Genomic DNA, 15,765 nt, shown 5'->3' on the forward strand with positions numbered 1-15,765 from the left:
AGGTGCCTGGTTGCGTTTCGAACTCCTTGGCCCGTTCCGGGTGTACCACGACGGCCGGTCGGTTCCGCTGGGCTCGGTGAAGCAGCGTCTCCTGCTGGCGACCCTGCTGCTGCGCCCGAATGAGGTCGTCGGTACCAACGAGTTGGCCGCGATGCTGTGGGGCGACGAAGAGCCGGCGTCGGCCGCTGCGAACCTGCGCACCTATGTGCGCGGGTTGCGGCGGTCGCTGGGCGGTGGGGCGACCTGGGATGGGATAACCGCGGCGGCCGGCGGCTACCTGCTGCGGGTGGGCCCAGGCGAACGGGACCTGGACCTGTTCGACGCCGCGGCCGCGCGGGGCCGTGAGGCGCTCGCCGCTTCCGATCTGGACCGGGCCGAGGCCGAACTCTCCGCCGCGGTGCGCCTGTGGCGTGGTGCACCGCTGTCGGACCTGCCGCTGCGCTCGACGCTGGCTCGGCGGGTGGCGCAGTTGGAGGAGCGCCGGCTGCTCGTCGAGGAGGACTACGCCGAGGCGGTGCTGGCCCTCGGCGCGTCGGCCGACGTCGTGCACCGGTTGCGCGGCCTGCTCGACCGGCACCCGCTGCGGCAGCGGGCGTGGGGCCAGCTGATGGTGGGCCTGTACCGCATCGGAGATGTGGCCGGCGCACTAGATGCTTTCCGGCAGGCCCGACAGACGCTAGCGGAGGAGACCGGCCTCGATCCCGCACCCGAGCTCGTCACGCTGTACGACGACATCCTGCATCACCGGCCCGGACTGGCGGCGCAACCGCCAACGGGGCCGGACCGGCCGGCGCCGGACACGGCAGTGGGGCGGCTCATTCACCGCCCCGAGCAACTGCCGCGTGCGGTGCCAGAGTTCGTCGGACGCAGCGTCGAGCTGGCGGGCCTCGACGGGCTTCTGCACGGCGGAGCCGAGGGGCCGACGGGCGTGGCCATCTCTGTGGTGTCCGGCATGGCCGGAGTCGGCAAGACGGCCCTGGCGTTGCACTGGGCGCACCGGGTTGCCGACCGGTTCCCGGATGGCCAGCTCTATGTGAATCTTCGCGGCTACGACGAAGCCGGCGTGGTGTCCCCGCCCGACGCCCTGTCCGGCTTCCTCGAAGCGCTCGGCGTGTCCCACACCCGGATACCCTCCGACATGGAGGCCCGGACTGGTCTCTACCGCAGCCTGCTGGCCTCCCGCCGGATGCTCCTGGTGCTCGACAACGCTCGCGACTCCGCCCAGGTGCGCGCCTTGCTGCCCGGTGCGGGCCGCTGCATGGTCGTGGTCACCAGCCGTGACCGGCTCGGCGGCCTGATCGCCGCCGAGTGTGCCACGCCGTTGACACTGGACGTGCTCACGGCCGAGGAGTCGATGAGCCTGCTCGCCAGACGTCTCGGGGGCAGCCGGCTCGCCTCCGACTCGGCGGCGGTGGCCAACATCATCGAAGCCGCAGGCCGGCTTCCGCTGGCACTGTCGATAGTGGCGGCACGCGTCGCGACCCATCCCACGTTTCCGCTCAGCGCGATCGCCGCCGAACTGCACTCGGCCGAGGCGAGGCTGGACGCGTTGGCCGACGGCGACGTCCGGCGCGTCTTCTCGTGGTCGTTCCTCGCCCTCGGTGCGGACGCGGCCCGGCTGTTCACCCTGCTGGGGCTGCATCCGGGCCCGGACCTGACCGCCGCCGCGGCCTCGGCGCTCGCCGGTGTGCCGGCCGCGGCCGTTACGCCGATCCTGCGGGAACTGACCCGGCTCCATCTGCTGGCGGAGCACGCGCCCGGCCGGTTCGCCTTCCACGATCTGTTGCGCGCCTACGCGGCCGAGCTCGCACAGTCGTCGGAGCGCGGCGACGAACACGTCGCAGCCCGACAGCGCCTGTACGACCACTACCTGCACGCCGCCTATCCGGCCGCCCGGCTACTCCAGCCGCAGTGGCCCCCGATCGAGCCGGTGCCGCCGCTGCCCGTGCCCGCCAGGCGGCCGGTGACCGATCACGACGGCGCGCTCGCCTGGTTCACGGCGGAGCATCGGGTGTTGGTGCGGGTGGTCCGACAGGCCGCCGAGAACGGCTTCGAAACGTACGCCTGGCAGATCGCGTGGGCGCTGACCACCTTCGTGGCGCCGCGCGGTCTCTGGCAGGACCAGCTCGCCATCCAAGAGGTCGCGCTGGGGGCTGCGGAGAAGATCGACGACCTCGCCGGTCAGGCCGTCGCCAACCGGTTAGTCTCCCGTGCGCTGACCCGACTGGGCGACCGCACAACGGCCGAGTACCGGCTCAAGCGCGCGCTTGAGCTACACGAACGTCTCGGCGACCCAATCGGCCAGGCTCAGACGCTGCACAACTACTGCGAACTCTGCTACCTGGACGGCCGGCTCGACGAGGCGCTCGCACACGGTCGCGAGGCGCTGCGGCTCTATCGGCTGGTCGGCAATCACGCGGGCGAAGCCCGGACGCTCAACGCGATCGGTTGGCTGCTCGCCACCACCGGCGATTATGTCCAGGCCATTGCCAGCTGCACCGAGGCACTCGACCAGCAGCGACGGACCGACGACCGCAACGGTCAGGCCGCGACGCTGGACAGCCTCGGCTTCGCCTACGACCGCCTCGGCGAACGCGACCGCGCGGTCGACTGCTACGAGCAGGCAATCGAACTCTTTCGCGACTCCGCGGACCGGTATCACGAAGCTGAGACCCTCATCCGACTCGGGGACACCCGGGAAGGGATGGGTGACCGGAACGCTGCCGCTGCCGCTTGGCGCCTGGCCGCGCGGATCTACGAGGACGTGGGCGACCCCGCAGCCGAGGAGGTCCGCAGCCGCCTCGAACGTCTGATTCCGTCCTAGTGCGGCCCCAGGGTCAGGCGACGTTGTGGGGGCGGAACTGGACGCTTACCCGGGGGCCCACGGGGCGGGTGGTTTTGGGGATGGCGTGTTCCCAGGTGCGTTGGCAGGAGCCGCCCATGACGATCAGGTCACCGTGGCCGACCGGGAAGCGCAGGCTGTCACCGCCGCCGCGCGGACGCAGCAGCAGCGGTCGGGGTGCTCCGAAGGAGACGATCGCGACGACCGTGTCGGTGTGCGCCGAGCGGCCGATGGTGTCGCCGTGCCAGGCCACGCTGTCGCGACCGGAGCGGTAGAGGCACATGCCGGCGGTGACGAAGGGCTCGCCCAACTCGGGCGCGTAGTGCTCGGTCAGCGCGGCCCGTGCGGCGGTGAGCACCGGGTGGGGGAGTTGCCTCGCGCCGTCGTACCAGCAGAGCAGGCGGGGCACGTCGACCTCGGTGTCATACATGGTGCGCCGTTCGGCGCGCCAGGGCACCTCGGTGAGCAGGGTGTCGAGGACCGCGTCGGAGCCGCGCACCCAGCCGGGGAGGTGGTCGACCCAGGCGCCCCGGCTGAGTTGGTGCCGGCGGATCTGTCCGGGCAGCGGCCCCAGGGTCGGCCCGGCGTCGGTCAGGTCGAGCATCGACGGCTGATAGGCGGCCTGCGTCATGAGGCCACCCTAGCAGCACTTTCGTACACCCGTGCTAGCTGCGAACGTGACCTTGGTCGGCGGCGGTCAGCCGGCGACGGCGGTGGCGCGAACGGCGTCGAACACCGCGTCCACGACCCGTGCCCGGCCCTGCCCGTCAACCGTGGACCAGGCGCGAGCGGCGAGCGTCGCGCGTCGCTGCGGCGAGCTGAGCAGTCCGTGCAGGGTCCGCGCCGCCGTCGCACGGGCGGCTCGTCCGGCCACCCCGGCTGCGGTCAGCTCCGGCAACTCGCCGAGGCCGGCGGCCAGGCCGTGCCGCACCACCCGGTTGTACGACTCACGTTGGTTGTCCACCACGCAGACCAGTGCGCTGGGAGCGCCGAGGCAGCAGAGTTCCCAGGTGGACGTGCCGGCGGCGCTGACCACCAGGTCGGCTTCGGCGATCAGTGCCGGTAGCGAGGTGGTGGGCGGGACCGGTCGGATGATCTGCCCCCGCCCGGGGGTGACGTCCTCGATCTCCGCCTCCATCTCCGGTCGGCCGACGATGACCGTGAGATCCATCGGGTGGCCGGTGGCCACCAGCACCCGAGTCAGGACCGGGGCCGCGCCAACCGCGTCGGTGCCCCCGAAGAAGGCCAGCACCCGGGGGCGGCTGACCGCCGCGGCGGGCGGGGCGACCGGCGGCCGGGCGCCGATCACGGTGTCGCGCAGCAACGCGTACCCGCTGCCGGCGAGCAGCCGGCCCGGCAGCTGCGCTCCCGAACCCGGTCCCGGCAGCTCGGCGCCGAAGTTCTGGTCGAGGTAGAGGTCCGCGACCTGGCCTCGGCTGTCCCCGTCGACGACGGCGAGGGTGTACACGCCGGCCGCGCGCAGGGCGCCCGCCCCGGCCGGGTCCAGGTCGTAGGAGTCGAGGACCATCACGTCCAGCTCGTGACGGAGGGCTGCCTCGACCAGTTCGGCCGCCGAGTCCGGGCCGGGGAGCAGTGGGATGCCCCGCGCGGCCAGCTCGGCGGTGGCCCAGCCGAGTCGTTCGACGGTGCCGAACACCGCGACGTCGGCGCCCCGGGCGAGGAATTCCTCGGCGAGCGCCAGGCAGCGGACGAGGTGGCCGACGCCGCGCCGTGGCCCGGCGTCGCAACGCAACCCGACCCTCAGGGTGCTCAGGACTCCTCCAGCTGCTTCTGTCGTACGTCGGCGTTGAGCGCGCGCAGCCGGGGCTGGCCGTCCAGCCAGTCGGCGAGCTTGGCGATCGGCACGCTGACATCACCGAAGTGGTCGATGATCGCGCTGACCAGGGCCCAGTCCTGCTCGGTGTCCAGGGTCAGCCGCAGCGCCGAGCGGTCCGGGGTGAGCGTCACACCGAGCACCCGGAACAGCTCCGGATGGCTGTACGCGTACGAGGTCACGTGCACCCGGTGGTGGTCGGTGGCGAGCCGGCCCAGGGTGCGGAGCGTCTCCGCCCGGATGATCTCCACGTCCAGCCCGCGGGGCAGGGTCCGGGCGATCGACGTGCTCGCGTAGTCCAGTCCGGGGACCGCCCGGTACACCGACGCGACCAGAGTGATGATCTCCGGGTCGAGCAGCGGGCAGTCGGCGGTGAACCGCATGACGGCGTCGCCCGGGTGCGCCGCGAGGGCCCCCACGAACCGCTCCAGCACGTCGTCGACCGGCCCGCGGTGGCACGGCACGTCCAGCCGTTCGCATTCGGCGACCACCGCGTCGTCCACCGCGTCGGTGCTGGTGGCGACCACCAGGTCGGCCAGGACGCCGCTGTCCCGGGCGGCGCGCACCACCCGGCCCAGCACGGAACGTCCGGCGAGTGGGCGGAGCACCTTGCCGGGCAGCCGGGACGAACCCATGCGTGCCTGCACGATGCCGACGATCCGTGGCCCGGCGGCGTGCGCGGGGGAGACCTCGGGCACCGGTACGCCGGTCACTGCTGCTCCTCCTGCTTGGGGGCGAGCGCTGCGGTGGCCCGGCGTTTGGCGGCGCGGGCGCCTCGCTTGGCCAGCCGGGCCGGGGTGATGGCGAGACGGCCCACCCGGTAGCTGATCGACCCGCTGAGCAGGCCGATCGTCGCCTCCGCCCGGCGCAGCGCCCGTTCCCGCGAGGTGAGTAGTTCCTCGGTCCACGCGGTCAGCGCGGCCAGCCGGGTGAGTTCCTCGCGTTGGCGCAGCCACGCCTCGCGCAGCTGCTGGTAGCTGTGCCCGCCGACCGGCGGGTCGGTCGGCGCGACGGCGTGCAGCTCGGCGGCGAGGTCGGTCCTGCCGTCGGCGTCCAGCCCGTGCAGGGCGGCGGCGATGGCCGCCTCGGCCTCCACCGCCTCTTTGACGGTCGCCCGGTCGAGGTCGTGGCCGGCGAGGCCGCCGAGCACCACGGTCAGGCCCGCGACGTCGAGGGTGGACGACCACGGGTGGGCGTACCCGCCGGTGAGCAGGGTCGCCGCGAAGCGCCACAGCCCACGGGCGAGCACCACGTCGGCGGGCAGCGCGGCGGTGGCCCGCCAGCTCGGGTCGAGTATCGCGTACCGTTCGTCGTCGACCACCACGTTGTCGGTGCCGGCCAGCGCCGCCGCGCCCGCGATCCGACCATCGGTGTCGGCCTGGTCGGCGAGCCAACCCGCGTACCCGTGCAGCAGCGCGCGCAGGGTCGCCAGGTCGCGGCGCAGGGCCGCGTCGAGCAGCAGGGTACGCAGCAGCCGGCCGGACGGCACCGGACCGGACAACGCGTCCGCGTCCCGGTAGGCGGCCTCGCGGCTGGCGAACGGCGCGACGGCCGGCGTCTTCGCGCCGGCGGTCGGGGCGAGGCCCCAGCGCCAACCGGAGGGGCCGTGCAGCACCTCCTGTACGCCGATCCCGGGGCGGCCGGTCTGCACCAGAGCCACCGGCAGGTCCCCGTCCGCGGTCGGCGTGGTCGGGTCCGCGGCGTCGGCGGGCCGGCGAGCGAGCGTCAGCCAGCCCGGTGCGAGGTCGGCGGCGCGCCCGGCGTGCAGCGCGTCCACCGCCAGCCGGGCCGGGTCCTGGAGCACGGTGGCGCTGGTGAAACCGCCGGCGCAGGCGCCGTGCAGCACCGCGTCGAACAGGCCGGAGCCCGTGTCCCGGTCGAGGTGGTCGGCGTCGAGCAGCGCCGTCGGGGTGCTGACATCGGGGTACGCGGCCCAGCAGGCGACCGGCCGCAGCCCCGCCGCGCCGAGCCGCTCGCGCAGCTGGTCCCGGTTGGCCGGGTGGGCGCGGTCCAGCACGCCGCCGATCACCCAGGCGGCATCGTCCCGGAGTGCGTACCAGGGGGTGGTGTCGACCAGCCGGTGCAGGCCGAGCGGGTTGTCCAGGCGCAGCAGCAACGCGCCGCCCGGTCGCAGCGCCGCGACGAGTCGGGCCAGCACCCCGTCCCAGCCGAGCCGGGTGCCCTCCACCGACTCCACCGGATCCAGCCCGGCGGGCGCGATCACCACGTCGTACGTCTCGTCGTCGGGCAGCCCGGCCGGGCCACCCACCACCACCCGGGCGGCCCGGTGGGCCAGCGCCACCGCGTCCGGGTGGCTGCGCAGCAGACAGGTCACCTCGGCATGGCTGAGCTGGTCGAGCAGAGCCGGGTCGTGTGGACCGGCCACCAGGACCCGGGAGCCGCGCGGCACCAGTCGTGCGGCCAGCGCGGCGAGGGGCCCGCCGTCGGCCAACCGTTCCTGCGGCAGGTCCGACCAGGCCAGCATCTCGCCGCCCGGCAGGGTGATCCGGTCGGCGGGTGCCGTCTCAGTCGTCACGGTCGTCCTCTTCTTCTTCCGGAAGGTTCGCCCAACCGAGCAACTCGCGCAGCTCGGCCGGTGTGCAGCGGTGGTCGGTGCCCAGCTCGGCGCGGGCGATCTCCACCGCGGTGGGCAGGTCGACCGTGGTGCCGTGCAGCTCCGGCCACTGCCGCCGGATCCGAGCGGTGCCGCCGAAGGTCGGGTCCTCGTTGGACAGGATCATCGGGTCGCCGTAGACCGCCGGCTCGCACCCCGCCGCGATGCCGTAGAAGATCGCACTGGTCAACCGGTTGGATGCTACCCGGCGGTGGCGGCGCAGCTCGGTGAGCTGCCGGTCGAGGAACTCCGGGTCGGTGTCCTTCCACCAGTGTCCCCGGTAGCCGTGGCAGATCACCCGGAACCCGGCACGCTCGTAGAGCCGGCGCACGTTGCGCATCCGGTACTCGTGCCAGTAGAGGCAGACCGTGACCGGGCCGGGCTCGGTGTCCTGGATGAGCGCGATCAGTTTCCGGTGGTCGCCCTTGACGTGCTGGCCCTCCCAGCCGTGGAACGGGTACCAGATGGTGCCCTCCCGCTCCTCGGCCGGTGGTTCCTCGGGTCGCATGGCCAGCAGGTAGCTGAACGGCGCGCCGATGACGACGACGTTGCGTCGCCCCACCGACCAGGCCCGGCGGCGGGTCTGTTCCGACCAGAGCAGGCTGGGGGTGCGCTCGGCGTACGGGTGGCCGGGGGCCAGCCCGTCGCCGATGTTCCAGCCGTGCTGCACGTACCCGTTGATCCGTGGTGGGTGCCGGTCGCCGAGCCCGGCGTACCGGGCCAGCACGTGGGCGTGGCCGTAGAAGTGGTTGGCGTGGTGCATCAGATCCCCATCAGGCGGCGGAACGTACCGCGCCGACCCGCACCGCCGCGGTCAGCGCGTCGATGACGCGATCCTGGTCGGCGTCGCTGAGCCCCGGGTAGAGCGGCAGCGACAGCTGCTGGGAGTAGAACGACTCGGCCACCGGGCAGGACCCGCGCCGGTAACCCAGGTCGGCGAAGGCCGGGTGCCAGTGCACCGGAACGTAGTTGACCTGCACGCCGATGCCGGCGGCCCGCATCCGGTCGTACACCTCGCGGCGACGTCCGTCGAGCACCCGGATCGGGTAGAGGTGCCAGGCCGGGTCGGCCCACGACTTGCGGTTCGGCAGCAGCACGCCGTCCAGGTCGGCCAGCGCCTCGTCGTACCGGGCGACCAGGGCGGTCCGTCTCGCCTTGAACTCGGCAAGCCGGCGCAGTTGACTGCGGCCCAGGGCGCAGAGCACATCCGGCAGGCGGTAGTTCAGCCCGAACTCGTGCACCTCCTGGTGCCAGCCGCCCTCGTCCGGGAAGCGCAGGTCGTCACGCTCGCGGACCACGCCGACGCCGCGGAACCGGCGGGCCCGCTTCAGGATCTCCGGGTCCAGCGCCGCGACGCCGCCGCCCTCGGCGGTGGTCAGGTTCTTGGTGGGGAAGAACGAGAACGTGGTCAGGTCGGCGAGTGAACCCACCGGTCGGCCGTGGTACGTCCCGCCGATGGAGTGCGCCGCGTCGGCGAGCAGCAGCGCGTCGCTGCCCTCGACCGACTTGCGCAGCGCGTCGTAGTCGGCGGGGTGGCCGGCGTAGTCGACCGCCGCGACGACCTTCGTCCGCGAGGTGACCGCGGCGGCGGCCGCCGCCGGGTCGAGGCAGAACGTCTCGTCGTCGACGTCGGCGAACACGATCTTCGCGCCGAGGGCGACCGCGCTGCTCGCGGTCGCCACGAACGTCATCGGCGGGACGACCACCTCGTCGCCCGGTCCCACCCCGGCCGCCGCGTACGCCACGTGCAGCGCCGCCGTGCCGTTGGAGACGGCCGCGACGCCGACCCCGCCGGTCCACCGGGCCAGGTCCGCCTCGAAGGCGTCGACCTGGGGCCCGGTGGTGAGCCAGTCGCCGCGCAGCACGTCGGCGACGGCCGCGATGTCGTCCTCGCTGATCGACTGCCGACCGTACGGGAGCATCCCCGTCATGCGGTGATGCCGAGCATGTCGCGCAACTGCTCGACGGTGAGCCACTCGTCGTTGGTGTCCGACTGGTAGGCGAAGCCGTCCGGCACCGGGTCGCAGTCGACCGGCGGCTGGTAGCCCCAGGTGGCGATGGTCGGCTGGACGATGAACCGGCCGTCGGCGCGCAGCGTCCGCCGGCTGTCGTCGGGCGCGATCATCTCCTCGTGCAGCTTCTCGCCCGGCCGGATCCCGATCTCGTGGGTGGTGGCGTCCGGGGCCACGGCCTCGACCAGGTCGAGGATGCGCATGCTCGGGATCCGCGGCACGAACAGCTCACCGCCCTGCATCTGGTCGAACGAGTCCATGACGAACTGCACGGCCTGGTCGAGCGTGATCCAGAAGCGGGTCATCCGCTTGTCGGTGATCGGCAGGCTCTTGCCCTCGGCGGCCAGCCGGCGGAACAGCGGGACGACCGAGCCGCGGCTGCCCACCACGTTGCCGTAGCGCACCACGGCGAACCGGGTGGGGTGCTGGGCGGCGTAGTGGTTGGCCGAGACGAACAGCTTGTCGCCGACCAGCTTCGTCGCGCCGTACAGGTTGATCGGGCTGGACGCCTTGTCGGTGGAGAGCGCGATGACCTTCTTGACGCCGGCCTCGATCGCCGCGTCGACGACGTGCTGGGAGCCGGTGATGTTGGTGGCGATGAACTCCGAGGGGTTGTACTCCGCGGTGTCCACCTGCTTGAGCGCGGCAGCGTGCACCACGTGGTCCACGCCGTGCATGGCCCGGGTGAGGCGGTGCCGGTCCCGGATGTCACCGATGAACCACCGCAGCCGCGGGTCGTCGCCGAGCTGCTGGCGCAGCTCGTACTGCTTGAGCTCGTCACGGGAGAACACCACCACGCGGGCGGGGTCGGCCTCGTTGAGGATGTGCCGGAGGAACGTCCTGCCGAAGGAACCAGTTCCCCCGGTGATCAGAATGGACGATCCATTCAACTCACTCAATGCGGTGCTCCCGTGTTCGTGGATGAACGAGCGGCCCTGGGCCGGCCGACCGGGGTGACACGCTAGCCAGGGCGGGTTAACGGGTCGGCGCTCGTGGGTGAACCACAACCCCTGCTCCCGTGAATGCCGGACACCGCGTAGGCGAACACTTCCGACCGGCCAGGATGTGGGCTGACCTGGCCGGACCGGGCCGTTACAGTGACCGCGCGAACGACCCGGCGGCCTGCGCGCGGCCGGCTCCCGCCGTTCACCCGACCTTCACTTCCGCTCGGTGCGAGCGGGCCGCCCCGATCGCCACCGACGTGGGTCGACCGGCCCGTCGGATCCACGCGGGCCCGGTCGGCCAGCATTCTGGAGGCGTTGATGGCACCCGGTAGTGACGTGATCGACCGACCGGTGGCGGTGGCCGAGACGCCGAGCGGCCCGCCCGCCCGGCGCTGGCTGGTGCCGCTGCTGCTGGTCGTCGGTTGGGTGCTCAGCGTGGCCTGGCGGATGTGGTTGTCCCGGCACATCGTGCTGCCGATCGCGCACACCGACGAGGACAGCTACCTCAACACCGCCCGCGCGCTGGCCGGTGGGCCGGGCGGCTTCAGCAGCGAGAACGATCTGCTGCGCCGGGTCGGCTACCCGATGCTGATCTCGCCGGCATTCCTCGGGGACCGGGACTTCGCCGACAGCTACCGGCTGGTCCAACTGATCAACGCGATGGTGAACTCCACGCTGCTGCCGCTGGCGTACCTGTTCGGCCGCCGGCTGTTCGCCCTGCGTCGGTCCTACGCACTGCTCGGCGCGGTCGTGGCGGCGACGCTGCCGGCCACCGTCTTCTACGCGGGCGTCGCCATGATCGACGCGGTGTTGGCGCCGCTGGTGGTCGCCTGGCTGCTCGCCGTGCACCGCTGGGTCGCCCGGCCCGGCGCGCTCGCCGCCGCCACCGTCGGCCTGCTGGTCGGCTGCTTCCATCTGCTGCACTCCCGCGGCCTGGTGATCGTGGCGGTGCACGCCGGGCTGGTCCTGCTGCTGTTCGTCCGCCGCCGGATCAACCCGCCCGTGGTGCTCGCGGCGCTGCTGCCGGTGCTTGCCCTGGCGCTGGTCAACGAGGCCGTCATCCGCCACCTCGGCAGCGCGGTCTACCTGCTGGGCGACACCCCGGGCGGCAGCACGATCGAGGCGGTCGCCTCCTTCCGGGGCGTGGTCCGCGCCGGCGCGGCTGTCACCACCCAACTCTGGTACCTCGTGGTGATCACCTTCGGGCTGGCGGGGGTGGCCTGGGCCGCCGCCGTCCGCGAGCTGTGGCGCCCGCGCTACGGCGACGCCGTCCGCTGGACGATGGGCGTGGGGCTGGTGGTGACCGTCGGGGTCGCCGGCGGATCGTCGGTGATCCTGGCCGGCGTCACCGGCAAGCCACTGGACGCGATCTACGGCCGCTACGTGCAGATGCTGGCGCCGTTCTGGCTGCTGGTCGGGCTGGGGGTGCTGCTCAGCGCCGTCCACCGGGTGGCGGTGCGTCGGGTGGCCGTGGCGGTGGCCCTGCTGGTCGCCGGCGGCACGGTCATCGCCGTCCGGCTCGCGTACGTGGCCAGTCAGGGCCACTCGCTGCGCTACGGCGGTTACAGCGCCCCGGAGTTGATGGTGTTGACCGGGGGGTGGCGGGAGTTGCGGCCGGTGACCGGGACGCTGGTCGGCATCGTCGGCTGTCTGCTGCTCGTCGTCGCGGCCCGGATGCCCCGGCTGCGGCTGCCGATCCTCGGTGCCCTCGTGGTGGTCAACCTCGTCACGATGCAGGTGATCGAGCAACGGATCGTGCGGACGTTCGTAGCGATCGCCACGCCGACGCCCCAGGTGGCCGACGTCGGCGTACGCCCCGGTGAGCGGGTGTGGGCCTCGACCGGCGTGCCCTTCATTCTCCGGTTCAACCTCAGCCACCAGGTGACCTGGACCGATGTCCGGTGGTTCGACGAGCAGCCGCCTGCCGCGGCGCAGGTGGTGTTCGTTCGCTGGGCACCCGGGCAGGCTGACGACTGGGACGGCGCGGCGTACGGTTTCGTCCGACTCGGCGGCAACCCGGCGCAGCACTGGGCGGCCTGGCGGCGGGGCTGACCCGCCACGCCCCGGTGGACACCGCCATTCGTGAACGGCGGATGTCCACCGGGAGCACGGCCGGTTAATGGTTTCGGTCCACTGCGGAAAAATGTCCGACAATCAGCGTTGGCGGCGGTCCGCGCGCGCCAGGGAAATCGGGATGACGGTGATTTCCCGACCGTCTGACAGCTCCTGTCTCGGGGTGCCCTCGACGAATCGGAAACGCCGGTTCATCTGTCGTACGACGGTATTGTGGCCGAGCACCTCGCCGTCGAGTCGGTCCAGGTGCAGCCCGTCGAAGGCGTACTCGACGGCCTCGCGCATGACCCCCAGCCAGGCGGGCAGTGTCTCGCCCCGCCCGGCCAGCCCGTCGGCGTCCAGATAGAAGCCCCACGCACCGGTACGAGGACCGTCCAGCCGCAGGTCGAAGAAGGTGACCACACCGCAGGGCAGGTCGTCGTGGACGTACACCAGCACCCGTCGGGACGGGTCGTCGCGGACCGCCGACCACCACCGGGCGTGCTCCTCGGTGGTGATCTCGTGACTGGTCTTGCTGACCTGCCGATTGGGTTCCTGATTACGCCAGGACAACATCAGATGAACGTCGTCCGCCGTCGCTTCGCGCAGCACGTGCGTCTCGCTTTCCTAGCTGAACTCGTCGGGTCTCGGCACCTTACCCGGGCCGACCGGGAAATCAGATATCCATTCGTTGGGTTGTAGACTGCGGCGCATGAACGAATTGAGTCGCGCGCAGATCCGCGACCTCATGGCTCAGGTGCTCAAGAACCAGGACAAGGAGCTGCCCGCGGACGACGCGGCGCAGTTGCGGGAGATCGGCTTCCGGTCGCTCGACTTCTCCGAGTTGGCCCTGCGGGTGGAGGACGAGACGGGGGAGGAGCTCAACTTCGACGCCCCCGGCCTGCGTCGCATCGCGACGGTTGGGGACGTGCTCGACTTCCTCGTCGAGCTTCAGCACCAGTGACCGTCGCGACGTCGCGCGACCCGGCCGCCGCGCACCCGGAGCCGGCCGGTGTCGACAACCGGCTCGTCGTCGGTGGCGCCGAGCTGACCTGGCGTTCGCTGCCGACGCCCACACTGCCCGATCCAGCGGCGGTGCTTGCCCGCTCCGCGCTGCATGCGCTCACCGCCGCGCGGCAGCACGCCGCGCGCGGCACCGAGCTGCTGCTCAGCACCTCGAGTCGGGTCGACGCGGCGATGCGCATGGAGCTGCTGGAGGCCGGGTTCACCGTCAGCGTCCTCGACGACGACGGCGTGCACCCCACCGCGCCGGTCCGGCCGCGCGCCGCCGAGCCCGGTCGGCTCTGGCTGCTGACCTCGGGCTCGACCGGGCGGCCGAAGCGGGTCGGGCACACCCTCGACACGCTGACCACCGTGCGGGCCGACCAGCCCGACCGGACCTGGCTGTGCCCGTACGCCCCCGGCACGTACGCCTGGTGGCAGGTGGTGACCCTGTCGTTGACCCAGCGCGGTCAGCACCTGGTGGTGGTCGAGCCCGACGAACTGGACGACTGGCCCACCGTCGCGGCGGCGCATGGGGTCGACGCGGCGTCCGGCACCCCGACCTTCTGGCGCCGCACCCTCTACCGCGACGCGGAGGCGCTGGCCCGGGTGCCGCTGCGTCAGATCACCCTCGGCGGAGAGCCGGTGGACCAGGCGATCCTGGACCAGCTGCGGGAGGTCTTCCCGACCGCCCGGATCTCCTGGATCTACGCGTCCTCCGAGGTGGGGGCGTCCATTGTGGTGCACGACGGGCGGGCCGGGTTTCCGGTCGACTGGCTGGACCGGGAAACCCCGGGCCGACCGACGCTCTCCGTCCGCGACGACGAGTTGGTGGTCACCTCTCCGTACCACGGCGCCGGCCTGGCCGGCCCGATCCGCACCGGAGACCGGGTGCAGGTGCTCGACGGCCGGGTGTTGATCACCGGCCGACTGGACTCCGACGAGATCAACGTCGGCGGCAGCAAGGTCTCCGCCGGCGTGGTCCGCGGCGTGCTGGCCGAGCACCCGGCGGTGGCCTGGGCGCGGGTGACCGGCCGCCGCGCCCCGGTGCTCGGACGGATGGTGGTCGCCGAGGTGGTCCTCACCCCCGCCGAGCCGCCCATTCCGGACCCGACCCCGGCCGCTAACTCGGCCTCGGCCTCTACGCCGGCCGCGACCGGTGTGCCGGACGAGGCCGCACTGGTCCGCTGGTGTGCCGACCGGCTTCCCGAGCACGCGGTGCCGCGCCGCATTCGCATCCTGACCGACATTCCCGTCAAGGAGACCCTGAAGAGCGATGTCTGAGCCCGCCGACACCCAGCTCGTCCCGCCCAGCTCCGTGGTCCTCGTCTCCGGTGGTTCCCGTGGGCTGGGCCTGGCCATCGTCACCGACCTGCTCGACGCGGGCGTACGGGTGGCCGCGTTCGCCCGTACCATCACCCCGGAGCTGGAGAAGCTCGCCGCCGAGCACCCCGACCGGGTGCACGTCGGCTCGGTGGACGTCACCGACCTGCGCGCCGCGCAGAGCTTCGTCCGCGAGGTGGAGCAGCACCTCGGCCCGATCGACGGCATCGTCAACAACGCCGCCATGGGGCAGGACTCCCTGCACGCGCACACCGCCACCGACGACATCGCCCGGATCATCGAGACCAACCTGACCGCCCCGCTGCAACTGACCCGGCTGGTGATCCGCCGGATGCTCGCCAAGGGGCTGCGCGGGCGGATCGTCAACATCACCTCGATCTGCGGGCAGCGCGGCTTTCCGGGCCTCGTCGCGTACTCGGCCACCAAGGGCGGCATGGACGCCGCCACGCGTTCGCTGGCCCGGGAGCTGGGCGGGCGGATGCTGGTCAACTCGGTCGCGCCCGGCTTCTTCGCCTCGGAGATGTCCGCCGTGCTCGGCCCGACCCAGCTCGACCAGATCGTGCGCCGCACCCCGACCGGTCACCTGACCGAGCCGGTGGAGGTCACACCGGTGGTGCGGATGCTGCTGCGGGAGCACACCAACATCAACGGCCAGGTCATCGTGGTGGACGGTGCCGCCTCCATCTGACCTGGACCGGATGGTCCGGCCGCGCCCGGTGCCGGGGCTGCTCGTCGCCGCCGAGCGGCACCTGCGCATCGGCGTCCCCGCCGAGCTGGCCGACGCGGTGACCCGCAGCCACCTCGACGACGGCCGCTGCGTCGGCTGGTACGGCCCGCCGACGCCCGGGTGGCGGGTGGCGATCGACGCGGAACGCGCGAACGCTCCGGTGCCTCCGGCACTGGCCCGGCGATTCGGCGTGCAGGACTTCTGGGCGCGGTGGACCCGGGCCGAGTGTTGCTGCAAGTTGACCGACGTGCCGGTGGCGGCCTGGTGGCGTCGCCACGGCCTGGGTACGCCGGCCGACGGATCAGCGGTCTGGCGAACCCTCTGGATAGCCGACCTGGTGGTCACCGTCGGCTTCGCCCCAACCCTCCCACCCCCGCGATCTTGCACTTGCTGA

The 15,765-nt window shown here is 72.5% G+C and carries 14 protein-coding genes; 6 read left to right on the forward strand and 8 right to left on the reverse strand.

Going from position 1 to position 15,765, the window contains the following annotated elements; genetic code table 11:
* Positions 1-10: 10 nt before the first annotated feature.
* Complete coding sequence (locus tag ACIBF8_RS04300) at positions 11-2,824, forward strand: BTAD domain-containing putative transcriptional regulator (protein WP_396780937.1); 2,814 nt, start codon at positions 11-13, stop codon at positions 2,822-2,824.
* Between the two features lie 13 nt (positions 2,825-2,837).
* Here ACIBF8_RS04300 and ACIBF8_RS04305 read toward each other — a convergent pair whose 3' ends face one another.
* From ACIBF8_RS04305 to pseB, 7 genes are all read right to left on the reverse strand, one after another.
* On the reverse strand, positions 2,838-3,473 hold the full coding sequence (locus ACIBF8_RS04305) for an alpha-ketoglutarate-dependent dioxygenase AlkB (protein ID WP_396780938.1): 636 nt from the start codon (positions 3,471-3,473) through the stop codon (positions 2,838-2,840).
* A 66-nt stretch (positions 3,474-3,539) separates the two neighbouring features.
* On the reverse strand, positions 3,540-4,616 hold the full coding sequence (locus ACIBF8_RS04310; protein WP_396781242.1) for a PseG/SpsG family protein: 1,077 nt from the start codon (positions 4,614-4,616) through the stop codon (positions 3,540-3,542).
* A complete protein-coding gene (locus ACIBF8_RS04315) occupies positions 4,613-5,389 on the reverse strand; it encodes a cytidylyltransferase domain-containing protein (protein ID WP_396780939.1) in 777 nt (258 codons plus the stop codon). Before ACIBF8_RS04315 ends, ACIBF8_RS04310 begins: the two co-directional genes overlap by 4 nt.
* Positions 5,386-7,212 carry a class I SAM-dependent methyltransferase gene (locus ACIBF8_RS04320; protein WP_396780940.1) on the reverse strand — a complete coding sequence of 609 codons (1,827 nt, stop codon included), beginning with the start codon at positions 7,210-7,212 and terminating at the stop codon, positions 5,386-5,388. The genes ACIBF8_RS04315 and ACIBF8_RS04320 overlap by 4 nt, the downstream gene beginning before the upstream one ends.
* Complete coding sequence (locus ACIBF8_RS04325; protein WP_396780941.1) at positions 7,202-8,053, reverse strand: hypothetical protein; 852 nt, start codon at positions 8,051-8,053, stop codon at positions 7,202-7,204. Before ACIBF8_RS04325 ends, ACIBF8_RS04320 begins: the two co-directional genes overlap by 11 nt.
* 10 nt (positions 8,054-8,063) lie before the next feature.
* A complete protein-coding gene (locus ACIBF8_RS04330; protein ID WP_396780942.1) occupies positions 8,064-9,221 on the reverse strand; it encodes a DegT/DnrJ/EryC1/StrS family aminotransferase in 1,158 nt (385 codons plus the stop codon).
* Positions 9,218-10,201: a UDP-N-acetylglucosamine 4,6-dehydratase (inverting) gene (gene pseB, locus ACIBF8_RS04335; RefSeq protein ID WP_396780943.1), complete on the reverse strand. Its 984-nt coding sequence runs from the start codon at positions 10,199-10,201 to the stop codon at positions 9,218-9,220. The genes ACIBF8_RS04330 and pseB overlap by 4 nt, the downstream gene beginning before the upstream one ends.
* Positions 10,202-10,564: 363 nt before the next feature.
* Between pseB and ACIBF8_RS04340 the strand changes: the two genes are divergently transcribed.
* Complete coding sequence (locus ACIBF8_RS04340) at positions 10,565-12,298, forward strand: hypothetical protein (protein ID WP_396780944.1); 1,734 nt, start codon at positions 10,565-10,567, stop codon at positions 12,296-12,298.
* A 102-nt stretch (positions 12,299-12,400) separates the two neighbouring features.
* Here ACIBF8_RS04340 and ACIBF8_RS04345 read toward each other — a convergent pair whose 3' ends face one another.
* The gene (locus ACIBF8_RS04345) at positions 12,401-12,910 is read right to left on the reverse strand and encodes a GNAT family N-acetyltransferase (RefSeq protein ID WP_396780945.1); all 510 of its coding nucleotides are present in this window, start codon (positions 12,908-12,910) and stop codon (positions 12,401-12,403) included.
* A gap of 100 nt (positions 12,911-13,010) precedes the next feature.
* On the opposite strand from ACIBF8_RS04345, the gene ACIBF8_RS04350 reads away from it, so the two are divergent.
* From ACIBF8_RS04350 to ACIBF8_RS04365, 4 genes are read left to right on the forward strand one after another with little or no spacing between them, the layout of a single operon-like run.
* Positions 13,011-13,262: an acyl carrier protein gene (locus ACIBF8_RS04350; protein WP_091401397.1), complete on the forward strand. Its 252-nt coding sequence runs from the start codon at positions 13,011-13,013 to the stop codon at positions 13,260-13,262.
* Positions 13,259-14,584, forward strand: a complete 1,326-nt coding sequence (locus tag ACIBF8_RS04355; protein WP_396780946.1) for an AMP-binding protein — start codon at positions 13,259-13,261, stop codon at positions 14,582-14,584. Before ACIBF8_RS04350 ends, ACIBF8_RS04355 begins: the two co-directional genes overlap by 4 nt.
* A complete protein-coding gene (locus tag ACIBF8_RS04360; protein WP_396780947.1) occupies positions 14,577-15,332 on the forward strand; it encodes an SDR family NAD(P)-dependent oxidoreductase in 756 nt (251 codons plus the stop codon). The genes ACIBF8_RS04355 and ACIBF8_RS04360 overlap by 8 nt, the downstream gene beginning before the upstream one ends.
* Entirely contained in the window at positions 15,316-15,765 is a 450-nt protein-coding gene (locus ACIBF8_RS04365) for a hypothetical protein (protein WP_396780948.1), read from the forward strand. Before ACIBF8_RS04360 ends, ACIBF8_RS04365 begins: the two co-directional genes overlap by 17 nt.

It is taken from the genome of Micromonospora sp. NPDC050276 (assembly GCF_044459545.1).
Lineage (GTDB): Bacteria > Actinomycetota > Actinomycetes > Mycobacteriales > Micromonosporaceae > Micromonospora.

What these genes read in the sequence shown, in the direction of transcription:
- ACIBF8_RS04325 (WP_396780941.1), bottom strand. Translation starts at nt 8,053, where the DNA reads ATGCACCACGCCAACCACTTCTACGGCCACGCCCACGTGCTGGCCCGG.
- ACIBF8_RS04350 (WP_091401397.1), top strand. Translation starts at nt 13,011, where the DNA reads ATGAACGAATTGAGTCGCGCGCAGATCCGCGACCTCATGGCTCAGGTG.
- ACIBF8_RS04305 (WP_396780938.1), bottom strand. Translation starts at nt 3,473, where the DNA reads ATGACGCAGGCCGCCTATCAGCCGTCGATGCTCGACCTGACCGACGCC.
- ACIBF8_RS04330 (WP_396780942.1), bottom strand. Translation starts at nt 9,221, where the DNA reads ATGACGGGGATGCTCCCGTACGGTCGGCAGTCGATCAGCGAGGACGAC.
- ACIBF8_RS04340 (WP_396780944.1), top strand. Translation starts at nt 10,565, where the DNA reads ATGGCACCCGGTAGTGACGTGATCGACCGACCGGTGGCGGTGGCCGAG.
- ACIBF8_RS04360 (WP_396780947.1), top strand. Translation starts at nt 14,577, where the DNA reads ATGTCTGAGCCCGCCGACACCCAGCTCGTCCCGCCCAGCTCCGTGGTC.